General features: G+C 51.7%; 8 protein-coding genes and 1 pseudogene. 5 read left to right on the top strand and 4 right to left on the bottom strand.

The features are described from left to right. A pseudogene (locus tag ACF8OF_RS02575) lies at positions 1-2,457 on the bottom strand (hypothetical protein); the annotation flags it as partial. Further along, entirely contained in the window at positions 2,454-2,915 is a 462-nt protein-coding gene (locus ACF8OF_RS02580) for a hypothetical protein (protein WP_025154263.1), read from the bottom strand. The pseudogene ACF8OF_RS02575 and the gene ACF8OF_RS02580, both read right to left, overlap by 4 nt. A 944-nt stretch (positions 2,916-3,859) precedes the next feature. On the opposite strand from ACF8OF_RS02580, the gene xdhA reads away from it, so the two are divergent. Genes xdhA through xdhC form a run of 3 tightly spaced genes read left to right on the top strand, consistent with a single transcriptional unit; the run spans position 3,860 to position 7,526 of the window. Next, a complete protein-coding gene (gene xdhA, locus ACF8OF_RS02585) occupies positions 3,860-6,166 on the top strand; it encodes a xanthine dehydrogenase molybdenum-binding subunit XdhA (RefSeq protein WP_392495625.1) in 2,307 nt (768 codons plus the stop codon). Between the two features lie 5 nt (positions 6,167-6,171). Beyond that, positions 6,172-7,050, top strand: coding sequence for a xanthine dehydrogenase FAD-binding subunit XdhB (xdhB, locus tag ACF8OF_RS02590; RefSeq protein WP_392495627.1), 879 nt, complete (start codon positions 6,172-6,174; stop codon positions 7,048-7,050). Then, positions 7,047-7,526, top strand: coding sequence for a xanthine dehydrogenase iron sulfur-binding subunit XdhC (xdhC, locus tag ACF8OF_RS02595; protein ID WP_392495629.1), 480 nt, complete (start codon positions 7,047-7,049; stop codon positions 7,524-7,526). The genes xdhB and xdhC overlap by 4 nt, the downstream gene beginning before the upstream one ends. Positions 7,527-7,561: 35 nt before the next feature. Here the strand turns inward: xdhC and ACF8OF_RS02600 are convergent, their stop codons facing one another. Continuing rightward, positions 7,562-7,927: a winged helix-turn-helix transcriptional regulator gene (locus tag ACF8OF_RS02600; RefSeq protein ID WP_392495630.1), complete on the bottom strand. Its 366-nt coding sequence runs from the start codon at positions 7,925-7,927 to the stop codon at positions 7,562-7,564. Between the two features lie 97 nt (positions 7,928-8,024). On the opposite strand from ACF8OF_RS02600, the gene nfsB reads away from it, so the two are divergent. After that, positions 8,025-8,678 carry an oxygen-insensitive NAD(P)H nitroreductase gene (nfsB, locus tag ACF8OF_RS02605; protein WP_392495631.1) on the top strand — a complete coding sequence of 218 codons (654 nt, stop codon included), beginning with the start codon at positions 8,025-8,027 and terminating at the stop codon, positions 8,676-8,678. A 68-nt stretch (positions 8,679-8,746) separates the two neighbouring features. Here nfsB and ACF8OF_RS02610 read toward each other — a convergent pair whose 3' ends face one another. Next, positions 8,747-10,597 (bottom strand): sigma 54-interacting transcriptional regulator, encoded by a 1,851-nt coding sequence (locus ACF8OF_RS02610; protein WP_392495632.1) that lies wholly within the window; start codon positions 10,595-10,597, stop codon positions 8,747-8,749. 535 nt (positions 10,598-11,132) lie between these two features. On the opposite strand from ACF8OF_RS02610, the gene ygeW reads away from it, so the two are divergent. Beyond that, positions 11,133-12,320, top strand: coding sequence for a knotted carbamoyltransferase YgeW (ygeW, locus tag ACF8OF_RS02615; RefSeq protein WP_279796054.1), 1,188 nt, complete (start codon positions 11,133-11,135; stop codon positions 12,318-12,320). Positions 12,321-12,352 lie beyond the last annotated feature (32 nt).

Here is a 12,352-nt window from a genome sequence, read left to right on the forward strand (position 1 = left end):
GAGTTCTTTTTTCAGCTTATCACCCTGCGCCGCAGCGGCTTTATCCTGACTGACCAGCTGCTCCGCCAGTTTCTGCTTATCTGCTTCGGCATTTTTCAGCTTCTGCTCAGTCTCCGTCAGGTTGCGGGTGACTTTTGCCAGATCGGCATTTTTATCGCTCAGCTGCGCGATATTTTTTTCGGCCTGTGCCTGCTCTTCGGTCAGCCGGGTGATTTGCCCGGTCAGCGCCACTTTATCGGCGGTCAGCGCTGCCAGATCTTTTTGCAGCCGTGTATTCAGCTGCTGGTTATCAGTGGTTTTCTGCAGTAATTCAAGCGCAATAAGCTGTTTTTCTGCAGCACTTTCTTTCAGCTGTTTTTCCAGCTCCGCTACCTGTGCGGCAGTTTTCTCCATTTCTGCTGTCTTCGCATTCAGCAGTTCGGTATTTTTGGCTGAAGCACTGCTTTTGTCTGCGGTCAGTGCGGTGATCTGTTTTTCCAGTGCCGCTTTTTCTGCCGCCAGACCCTCGAGGGATTTTTTCAGCGCTTCACTCTGTTTCGCACTTTTACTGCCCTGCTCCGCCAGTTGCGCAGTCAGCGCCAGTTTTTCTGTATCACTTTGTTTCAGCTGACTTTCTGTTGCTGTCAGCTGTTGCGTGATTTTTGTAAGATCGGCATTTTTACTGCTGAGCAGTACAACGCTCTCTTCTGCCCGGCGCTTCTCTGAATTCAGCTGTGCAACCTGTTTCTCAAGCGCGGATTTATCCGCAGTCAGCGCGGTGATCCGTTTTGCCAGATCAGCTGATTGTTTGCCGTTTTCGGTTTCCTGAGATTGCAGTTTGGCTGCCAGGCGCTGTTTTTCCGCATCCTGAGACTGCAGTTGTTTTTCCAGCTCTGCCAGCTTCTGCGCGATTTTTGCCAGATCGGCATTTTTATCCTGCAGCAGGGCGAGATTTTTTTCCGCCTGTGCATTATCGGCTTTCAGTCCGGCTACCTGTTTTTCCAGCGCGGCTTTTTCTGCTGTCAGTGCGTCCAGATCTTTTTTCAGTGCCTCACGCTGCTGACTGTTTTCACCGGTCAGCGCGAGGATGTTGTCACTCAGCTGCTGTTTTTCCGCATCCCGCTGAGCCAGCTGTTTTTCCAGCTCAGCCAGTTTCTGCGTGACGTTTGCCATATCGGCATTTTTATCCTGCAACAGGGCGAGATTTTTTTCCGCCTGTGCATTATCGGCTTTCAGTCCGGCTACCTGTTTTTCAAGATCGGCTTTTTCTGTTGTCAGTGCGTCCAGATCTTTTTTCAGTGCCTCACGCTGCTGGCTGTTTTCACCGGTCAGCGCGAGGATGTTGTCACTCAGCTGCTGTTTTTCCGCATCCCGCTGAGCCAGCTGTTTTTCCAGCTCTGCCAGTTTCTGCGTAATTTTTGCCATATCGGCATTTTTGGTTTCCAGCAACGCGACGTTTTTATCTGATATCGCTTTTTCTTTATTCAGTGCCGCAATCTGTTTTTCAAGATCGGCTTTTTCTGCTGTCAGAGTCGCAACCTGACTTTCCGCCTGACCAAAACGCGCCAGGTTTTCACTTATCTGCTGATTGAGTGAATCAATCGTTTTGCGGTTCTGTTCCAGCTCTGCAGTCAGTCTGGCATTATCGCCTTCTGCCGCAGCCTGTAACGCATTATTTGCCAGAGTCAGATTTTTCAGTTCTGTCTCTTTTTTCGCAATATCCGCGAGCGCCTGTTCATAATCACGCTGAACATTCCGGTACTTTTCGTTCAGTGACGCCAGTTCGCGTTTCACATCCTGTAATGTCAGGCGGGTGAGGCGCAGCTGTTTCTGCGGGTCCGACGGCGTAAACCAGGTTTCCGGTTTCAGCACACGGGCAACCGTCAGCGGCAGATCAGAGAAATACGTCATTGAACGGAAAGGTTCACCCAAAACGGTAAACAGGACTTCCGGTGTGAGAGTCAATGAGGAGGTCATACGGGAAGGAACGGGTGAAAACACAAATCCGCCGTGGTTCCCGCCCCACTTCTGGCTGTCACGGACCAGATATGCCGGAGACCACTGCGGGTATCCGATCGGAACCGGATTTGTCACAACAACCGGTTCCCTGACCACAATATTGTCACATTGTGCCGGTACAGAGAGTACCGGGGTTGTTGTGTCCGTTTTCTGTACGGCAGCTGTTTGTGTCCGGCCTTCCTGCGCGGACGAAACAGCGCGTTTTCCTGTGCGGGCAGCTTTACGTGTGCCCTGACGCTGTGACTGAGTGGCCTTACCCGCCGTGTTTACCGGCGCGGTAACCCGTTTTGCGGGATACCGGTCAGGTTGCTGTACTGATACCGGAAAATTGCCTGATTCTTTTTCAGTCTGAATATAACGGTCAAAATCTTCGATAACCTGATTAAATTCAGATGCAGTTGCCGGTTGCACTGCCGCAAATAACGCGACAGTAATACACAACCTGATGTTCAGTCTCATAACCCGTTAACCTTCTCCAGGGTATTCTCAATAGACAGAACAGAATAATAACGAACCTGCGCGCACATCACTTTGGTTTTCGCTTCAATCGACATTTTCAGTAATTTAAGCGTATCCGGGCTGGCGGTTCTTTCGAGCTGACGGTACAGTTTGTTGATCTGGCTGATTTCACTGAAACCGGCGACCATCTGACTGTAATCTTTCGGAGAGATCGTTTTGAGTGAGTCGAGTTCTTTGACACACATACTCAGCTCAGGCGAAATCAGTCCGGAGGGTTGCTGTAATTCAGGTTTTGGCAAAGGTGCTGTCGTTCTCACCGGCTCCTGCTCCGCCGGCTGAACCGGTTGTGCCGCAGGCTTCGGCGCAGAGGGTGTCGTTAATGAACAACCTGACAGGGTTACAACGCCTCCTAACAGGAGTATCCCCGCCATTTTGTTCAGTGCTGTCTTGGATAACATAAGTTTCACCTTAGAGAAATAATTTGGCCACTGCTGCGTTGTGCAAAAATAGGCACCAATTGTATAGCCAGAGCCGGGGAAAATAAACTCTGACGTGTCACAACTCAGCCTTATGTAACATACACTACGTCACGGGCAAGTCTGAACTATTTGTTTTTTGTTATCCGGACACCTTACTGCAGCCGCACAATCTGAATTTTCACGCTTGTCAGCGTCAATGATTTGGCATCGTTATTATTCTGCTCTGCCGCTCTGTTTATCACAGGCGAGAACATAAATTAGTCATTTTGCTTTACAAAACCGTACCGGGATATTTGCCGGACAATTTGTAACAAGTTTTAAAAACACGTATCACCCGGTATCTGTTCACCATAAAAAAATATAAGCACAGTTGTACCTGACACGGCATTATATCTTATTCACGAATAAAATCGATTAACCGCCGCAGACGACCATTCTGTAAATATGAAAATAAAACGACAGATACAGAACAAATACATAACCAACTGTTATCCCGGATGATTCACGGCAGTATAAATCAATACTCCCGTTATGGATTCTCTTTTTTTCAATTATGCGACCGGGATTCCGTTCCTTTTCCCTGACTGATTATTATCATTATTTTCGTTGTAATCTATTATATTCTTATAATTTAAAAGCGACAGAACTTATCAGGTTTATTACGCATAATATGATTAGTAACGCTATCAAACTGCACATTATCATTTTGCTTCTGTGGTATCCCTGAATTATCAATACCGACATATTTTTCTCTCATATTGAGAGAAATCAGGACAGGAAATGCCGCTGTTTTCAGCCGGATGCCTTTATTTTTTTTACCTCAGTCACAAATCCCCCGATAAATTGCTGTTTTTCTCTCTGCTGGCGTATTTATTGCTTGTTTTTCTGCATGCTTACTTTTTCCTGAAGCCGGAGAAATAATAATGTCTGAAGCAGTCGGAAAACGCGCGCTGGGTACACCTTACCTGCGCGTTGATGCTCTGAGCAAAACATCAGGGCGGGCGCGCTACACGGATGATCTGCCGATGCCGGGTATGCATTACGCCAAATATGTCCGCAGCACCATTGCCCACGGAATGGTGACGTCTGTGGATACATCACGGGCGCTTGCCATGCCGGGCGTGGTTGCGGTATTCACCTGTGACGATGTGCCGCAGATCCCGTTCGCCACCGCCGGTCACGCCTGGTCTCTGGAACCGGCCAAACGCGATGTGGCAGACCGCCTGCTGCTGAACCGCCATGTACGCCACCACGGCGACGGTGTGGCGATTGTGGTTGCCCGTGACGAACTGACCGCCGAAAAAGCAGCGGCACGCGTCAGCGTCACTTATGATGAACTGCCGGTTATCACTTCACCGGAAGCCGCGCTGGCGGCAGATGCCCCGCAAATCCACAACAGCGGCAACCTGCTGAAACGTACCGCGATCAATGCGGAAAGCGCCAGAGCGACAGTCAGCCGGTCGCCGTTTCAGTTCCGCGGTCATTTTGATACCCCGGTGGTCCAGCACTGCCATATGGAAGGCGTCACCTGCTACGCCTGGCAGGAAGCGGATAATAAGATTTCCGTGGTATCGAGCACCCAGATCCCGCATATCGTCCGCCGTGTGACAGGTCAGGCGCTGGATATACCGTGGTCGCATATCCGGGTGATTAAGCCGTATATCGGCGGGGGATTCGGCAATAAACAGGATGTGCTGGAAGAGCCGATGGCAGCCTGGCTGACCCTGAAACTCGGCGGTATTCCGGTGAAAGTGGAACTGAGCCGCGAAGAGTGTTTCTTCGCCTCCCGCACCCGTCACGCCTTTCATATTGATGCGGAAATGGGACTGATCGCTGACGGCACACTGAACGGCTATCACCTTGATGTGTTGTCCAACACCGGCGGCTATGCCTCTCACGGGCACTCAATTGCCGCCGCTGGCGGTAATAAGATCCCGTATCTTTATCCGCGCTGCGATTACGGCTATTCCGCCGCCACCGTCTATACCAACTATCCGTCAGCGGGCGCAATGCGCGGCTACGGGGCACCACAGGTCACGTTCGCCCTTGAATGCCTGATGGATGATGCCGCCGCACAGCTGAATATCGACCCGGTGGATATCCGTCTGCGCAATGCGGCGCGATCCGGTGACTGCAATCCGGTCAACAAAAAAACCATTTACAGTGCAGGGCTGATTGAGTGCCTGAAGCGCGGTAAAGAATTGTTCGGCTGGGATGAACGTAAAGCAGAGGCGCTGGCAACACGCGGGGATATCCGCCGGGGTGTCGGCGTGGCCTGTTTCAGCTATTCATCCAACACCTATCCGGTCGGCGTGGAAATCGCCAGTGCCCGTCTGCTGATGAACCAGGACGGCAATATCAATGTGCAGGTCGGCGCAACGGAAATCGGTCAGGGTTCGGATACTGTGTTCTCACAGATGGTGGCGGAAACCCTCGGCGTACCGGTCAGTACCATTCAGATGATCTCCACCCAGGATACGGATATCACCCCGTTTGACCCGGGCGCGTTCGCGTCACGGCAAAGTTATGTCACCGCACCGGCACTGAAAGAAGCGGCGCTGTCACTGCGGCAGAAAATTCTCGATCACGCTTCGCTGATGACACATCAGGCCGCGTTTAATATGACCATTCTCAACGGCAATGTCGTGCTTGAAGCCCAGCCGGACGTGGTGGTGACCACCGTCGCGGAAGTGGCTATGCACAGTTTTTATCATCAGGAGATCGGCGGTCAGCTTTCTGCCGAATCCTCTCACAAAACACAGACCAACCCGCCGGCGTTCGGCTGTACCTTTGTCGATATCACCGTGGATATTCCGATGTGTCAGATAACCATTAACCGGATCATCAATATGCACGATTCCGGCCGGATCCTGAACCCGCAGCTGGCGGAAGGCCAGGTCCACGGCGGGATGGGGATGGGGATCGGCTGGGCGTTGTTTGAAGAGATGCTGATCAACGAAAAATCCGGGGTTGTCCATAACCCGAACCTGCTCGACTACAAGATGCCGACCATGGTTGACCTGCCGGATCTGGAGTGCGGGTTTGTCGAAACCTACGAGCCGCAGTCCGCCTACGGCCATAAATCCCTGGGCGAACCGCCGATTATTTCACCGGCGGCTGCTATCCGTAATGCCCTGCGCATGGCGACGGGGATTTCTGTCAATACTATCCCGCTGACACCAAAACGGCTGTACCGGGAATTTGTTAATGCCGGGCTTATCAGGGGGTAACTGCCATGTATGATTTTGAAACGTATCACCGCGCGGAGAGTGTCGCACATGCCGTCTCACTGCTGGCTGCGGATCCGCAGGCCAGATTGCTGGCGGGCGGAACGGATGTGCTGATCCAGCTTCATCACCTCAATGAACGTTTCCGCCGTATTGTGGATATTCATGATTTGCCGGAATTGCGCGGGATCCGCTGTGATGATGCGGGGCATATCCGTATCGGCTCCGCGACCACTTTCTCCGAACTGATTGACAGCCCGGTTGTCAATCAATGCCTGCCCGCACTGAGTGAAGCGGCAGCCACCATTGCCGGACCGCAGATCCGCAACGTTGCCACTTACGGCGGCAATATCTGTAACGGTGCCACCAGCGGCGACTCCGCCTGTCCGTCCCTGGTTTATCAGGCAGAGCTGGAGATAGCCACCCCGGACGGCATCCGCCGCAGACCGCTGCGCGGCTTCCATACCGGCCCGGGTAAAGTGGCCTTTGAACCGGGTGAACTGCTGATCGCGTTCCATTTCTCACCGGAGAATTACCGCGGTAAAGGCTCCGCTGCTTACAAATATGCCATGCGCGGCGCGATGGATATCGCCACCATTAACTGCGCGGCACTGTGTGATATCCGGGAAGGACGTTTTGAGGAACTGCGCCTTGCTTTCGGCGTTGCGGCACCGACACCGGTCCGCTGTGAACACGCGGAAGCGGCTGCGCTCGGAAAACCGGTCACCGCAGATACCCTGAAAGCCGTCAGTCAGGCTATTGAACAGGATGTGGCACCGCGTACGTCATGGCGGGCAGAGAAAGAGTTCCGTTTACACCTGATCCGCGTCCTGAGCGAGCGGGTGATCCGCGCGGCGGCTGAACGTCTGGGAGAAAAAATCGCATGAATATCAAAGAATGGAAAACCATCAGCTGCACACTCAACGGACAGGTACGGGAACTGACGGTGTCACCGGCAGCCCGGTTGTCCGATATCCTGCGTGAGCAGGGACTTATCAGTGTCAAACACGGTTGTTCTGTCGGCGAGTGCGGTGCCTGTACGGTGCTTATCGACGGTATCGCGGTGGATACCTGCCTCTATCTGGCGGTCTGGGCGGACGGTAAGCAGATCCGCACCGCCGAAGGTGAGATGAAGCACGGTAAACCGTCTGCGGTACAGCAGGCTTACGCCGACAGCGGCGCGGTACAGTGCGGATTCTGCACCCCCGGCCTGATTATGATGACCACCGCCCTGCTGGAAAAACACAAAGGGCAGACCCTGACCATCCGTCAGATCCGCCACGGCCTGGCCGGTAACCTGTGCCGCTGCACCGGTTATCAGATGGTTGCCAATGCAACGGATAAACTCCAGCGTAATCAGTAAACCGCAGAAAACAGACACCGCGCCCGGCGTCAGGGTTACGGTGTCTGCTGCTGTAAAAGTACCGGCAGGGCATGTTCTTCTCCCCAGCTTTTCAGCATCAGTAAGATCGGTACCAGCGACTGCCCGGCGTCCGTCAGGCTGTATTCCACTTTCGGCGGCACCTCCGCATAGACCTTACGGTGGACAAGCCCTGCCATCTCAAGCTCCCGTAACTGTTTTGTCAGCATACGCGGAGTAATAAATATCAGGAGCCGTTTCAGCTCGTTAAAGCGCTTGATGCCGCTTATCAGATGGTAAAGGATCATTCCCTTGCCCTTCCCGCCCATCATTTCCAGTGTTGCCTCAACCGGACAGGCCTCATAGGCATACGATTCATAACGCGTCTTTCTGACAGTATCCATTTTGTACCTATATACCAAAAATGTACGTACTTGTTAAAAACATATCATAGTTTATCATTGCGCCGGTTAATGTAAATTACCTTATAAGGACGTCATCATGACCATCACTCAGGCTGTAATGCAGCGTTATTCCACCAAATCATTCGATCCGGCGAAAAAAATCAGTGATGAGGTGATGAACAGTATCAAAACATTGCTGCGCTACAGCCCGTCCAGCGTCAATATCCAGCCATGGCATTTTATTATTGCGGCCAGCGAGGAAGGGAAAAACCGGATCGCCGCATCCACCCGCCCGGGCTTTGAATTTAATACCGCAAAAATCACCGATGCCTCACATGTTGTGCTGCTGTGTGCAAAAACAGATGTTGATGAAGCCTACATGAACAGCGTGCTGGAACAGGAAGACAAAGACGGTCGTTACGCCACGCCGGAGCACAAAGCGATGAACAACAGCGGCCGGACTTTCTTTGTTAATCTCCACAAAGAGACGCTCGGTGATCTGCCGCACTGGGCGGCAAAACAGGTTTTTCTGAACATGGGGACATTACTGCTGGGTGTGTCCGCACTGGGTGTGGATGCGGTTCCGATGGAAGGGATGGATTTTAATACCCTGGATACAGAATTTGGTTTATCCGCCAAAGGGCTGACACCGGTGGCCGTTGTGTCGCTCGGTTACCGCAAAGAGGATGATTTTAACGCTGCGCTGCCAAAATCCCGTCTGCCGGAAGCGCAGATCATAACCGTTATCTGATACGAAAAAGCCGCACGGACCGGCAACATCCGTGCGGCTTTGGCACACATTTCTTCTTCCGCTTACTGCTACCCGGCGGATAACTCGTACTTTTTAATCTTCCGGTACAGCGTGGCGATACCGATCCCCAGCTCCTCTGCCGCCTGACGCTTGTTATCATAGCGCTGCAGTGCTTCGCGGATCATCTGTTTTTCCATCTCTTCCAGCATGGTTTCCCCGTGCAGTGCCGGATCCTCATCCGCTGCTGCCGCAGGTACGCTTCTGACCGGAATGGTAATTTCACTGCGGTGGATATCCCCGCTGTTCTGAACCGGTGCGGTAGTACCGCTTATCATCTGCGCCGCATGTCTGGCAACGTTCGGCGGCAGCAGTGAGATATCAATCACCTCACCCGGCGGCACCACGTTGACCAGATATTCCACCAGGTTACTCAGCTCACGCAGGTTGCCCGGCCACGGCCATGCATTAATGACCGCCATCACTTCATCCGAAATGCCCGGATACACCAGACCAAGACGTTTGGTATGCACATTGAGGAAATGGTGTACCAGCAATTCCACATCACCGTGACGCTCACGCAGCGGCGGCAGGGCAATCGGGATAACATTGAGGCGGTAATAGAGATCCTCGCGGAATTTGCCTTCACTGACAAACTGTTCCAGATTCTGGTTGGTCGCGGACACAATCCGGATATCGACCGGGATGGTCCGGCTTGAACCAATCGGCTGCACTTCGCGTGATTCTATCGCACGCAATAATTTCGCCTGAACAATCAGCGGCATATCGCCGATTTCATCCAGAAACAGCGTGCCTTTATCTGCCGCCTGAATCAGACCCTGTTTTCCGTTGGCGGACGCGCCGGTGAATGCGCCTTTCACATAACCGAATAATTCACTTTCCAGTAACTGCTCCGGTATCGCCGCACAGTTAATGGCAATAAACGGTTTTTCACTGCGATTACTCAGTTTATGGATAGCCCGCGCCACCACTTCTTTACCGGTGCCGCTCTCGCCGGTGATGAGAATACTCGACGGGCTCGGTGCCACGCGGGAAATCAGGTGTTTCAGCTGACGGATAGGTTCGGATTCCCCGACCAGGTGCTCAATCAGCAATCCGTTTTCATCACGGCGCACTTCATTCATATCAATCGCCGCGTGAGACTGATGGAACGCCATCAGGAACATCTGACAGCCGTTAACCACATGAAGCTGCCCGATAATAATATTGCTCTCCCCTTCCCAGGAGACAATATGCTGCAAATGCCCGCGGTTCAGACTCTTGAAATAGGTCAGCGGGCGGATGGCAATGGTTTTGCCGGAAATCTTTTCGTGCGGGACATTGAGGATCTTAAGAGCATGCGGATTGGCAAATTTCAGGTGATTTGCCTCATCCAGGATCAGAACGCCCTGATCCATAAACTCTATCAGGCTCAGTAATACCTTTTGTGCGGCATTACGGCCTTCCTGTTCATCCAGCAGTTTAGCCACAAAAATAGTGGAAATATGCTGCACATAATCCGAGAAGTCATGGATATTATCCCGGATGCGCTCCTGCTGTTCAGAGGTGACAGCCACCAGGCTGATAACCCCGATACAGCGATCCTGGAAGATGATCGGTGTACCGATAAACGCTTTCTCCTTACAGTTATCTTTATCCGCGCAATTGAGGCAGAGCGGATCAAAACAGGAGTGCGTGACTATCTTTTCTTTTTTGGTATCCAGCACATAGCGGAGCAGCTGGGAATTATTGGTCAGACGGTGTCCGAGATGCTGGTTAAACAGCCCTGTTCCGGCAATCCTTGTCAGTTTGTCATCAACGATTTCAACATCAAGCTGTAACACACTGGCGAGCATTTTGCTGAAGTGAACAATTGTCGGCTGTATCTGCATCAGCACAGATGGTGATTTTTCAGTGATCATGCTTACGACTTCCTATGCTCTTAAAACGACATATCTAAAAGAAAGTACATAACGCGACAAATTTATGATTTTATTATAGTTATTTATCAACAGGCTGAATTATCACCCGTTAATAGCACAAGATTGCCAGAGTTTTATCACCGAAACTCCAACGCATGTACAAAAATCACACTTTTCTTCAGATTTGATAATGAAACTGGAACCGCCGTCACTCTATTTTATCAATATGATAAATCCGCCGGGGTGTTTATCATTCTGGCCCCGCTTCCGGCCGTTCCGTCCTCTCACCGGTCTGATCCCGGTGACTTTTCACCCTTACTGAAAATAACTTTCATTCGCATTTATCACACATAACCCCGCTCTCAGCCCCTGATAATTGTGATCATTATCCCGATTTTACCCTGTATATCACCTCCGGCAGATCATTCCGGCTGATTTGGCATGCTTATTGTTAATAGTCACAGTACACATGCAGAAATGCCATCTTCTCACTGCATATTCAATTGTCACCGGCCATTTCATATAGGATTTAAAGATGAAAAATGTTAATGAATTATTGAAAGATATCGCCAGACTGAAATCGAATCTTCATCAAAAGGATTTTTTACTTACCTGGGAACAGAGTCAGGATGAACTGACGATGGTGCTTGATATTGCAGCCGCACTGAAAGGGCTGCGTGCCGATAACATCGCCACCAACGTATTCACAAATGGCCTTGGCATCTCTGTTTTCCGTGACAACTCCACCCGTACCCGTTTCTCTTATGCCTCTGCACTGAATATGCTCGGCCTGGCCCAGCAGGATCTCGACGAAGGTAAGTCTCAGATTGCTCACGGCGAAACTGTGCGTGAAACGGCCAACATGATTTCATTCTGTGCGGATGCCATCGGTATCCGTGACGATATGTACCTCGGCGCCGGTAACGCCTATATGCGTGAAGTGGGTGCGGCACTGGATGAAGGTTTTGAGGAAGGCGTTCTGCCGCAGCGCCCTGCGCTGGTTAACCTGCAGTGTGATATCGACCACCCGACACAATCTATGGCTGACCTGGCCTGGTTACGTGAGCACTTCGGTTCACTGGAAAACCTGAAAGGCAAAAAAATCGCCATGACCTGGGCGTATTCACCAAGCTACGGTAAACCACTCTCTGTACCGCAGGGCATCATCGGTCTGATGACCCGTTACGGTATGGATGTGACGCTGGCACATCCGGAAGGTTATGACCTGATCCCTGACGTTATTGATGTGGCGAAAAACAACGCCAAACAATCCGGCGGCAGCTTTAAGCAGGTGACGTCGATGGAAGACGCGTTCAAAGATGCGGATATCGTGTATCCGAAATCCTGGGCACCGTACAAAGTCATGGAACAGCGTACCGAACTGCTGCGTGCCAATGACCATGACGGCCTGAAAGCCCTTGAGCAGCGCTGCCTGGCTCAGAACGCCAACCACAAAGACTGGCATTGTACTGAAGAGATGATGAAGCTGACCAAAGACGGTGAAGCGCTGTACATGCACTGTCTGCCTGCGGATATCACCGGTGTTTCCTGTAAGGAAGGGGAAGTGGAAGAGGCTGTATTCGAGAAATACCGTATCGCCACTTACAAAGAAGCCAGCTGGAAGCCGTATATCATCTCCGCCATGATTCTGGCCCGCAAATTCCCGCAGCCTGCCCTGGTTCTTGAGCAACTGCTGAAAAACGCACGTAAACGTATTTTATAAATCCGGATCCCGGCCGTCACCGGCCGGGTTCT

It is taken from the genome of Morganella sp. TYF_1, from assembly GCF_043105645.1.
Classification (GTDB): Bacteria; Pseudomonadota; Gammaproteobacteria; order Enterobacterales; family Enterobacteriaceae; genus Morganella; species Morganella morganii_B.

Coding starts and splice junctions, on each gene's coding strand:
- ACF8OF_RS02580 (WP_025154263.1), bottom strand. CDS start 2,915: ATGTTATCCAAGACAGCACTGAACAAAATGGCGGGGATACTCCTGTTA.
- xdhA (WP_392495625.1), top strand. CDS start 3,860: ATGTCTGAAGCAGTCGGAAAACGCGCGCTGGGTACACCTTACCTGCGC.
- xdhB (WP_392495627.1), top strand. CDS start 6,172: ATGTATGATTTTGAAACGTATCACCGCGCGGAGAGTGTCGCACATGCC.
- xdhC (WP_392495629.1), top strand. CDS start 7,047: ATGAATATCAAAGAATGGAAAACCATCAGCTGCACACTCAACGGACAG.
- ACF8OF_RS02600 (WP_392495630.1), bottom strand. CDS start 7,927: ATGGATACTGTCAGAAAGACGCGTTATGAATCGTATGCCTATGAGGCC.
- nfsB (WP_392495631.1), top strand. CDS start 8,025: ATGACCATCACTCAGGCTGTAATGCAGCGTTATTCCACCAAATCATTC.
- ACF8OF_RS02610 (WP_392495632.1), bottom strand. CDS start 10,597: ATGATCACTGAAAAATCACCATCTGTGCTGATGCAGATACAGCCGACA.
- ygeW (WP_279796054.1), top strand. CDS start 11,133: ATGAAAAATGTTAATGAATTATTGAAAGATATCGCCAGACTGAAATCG.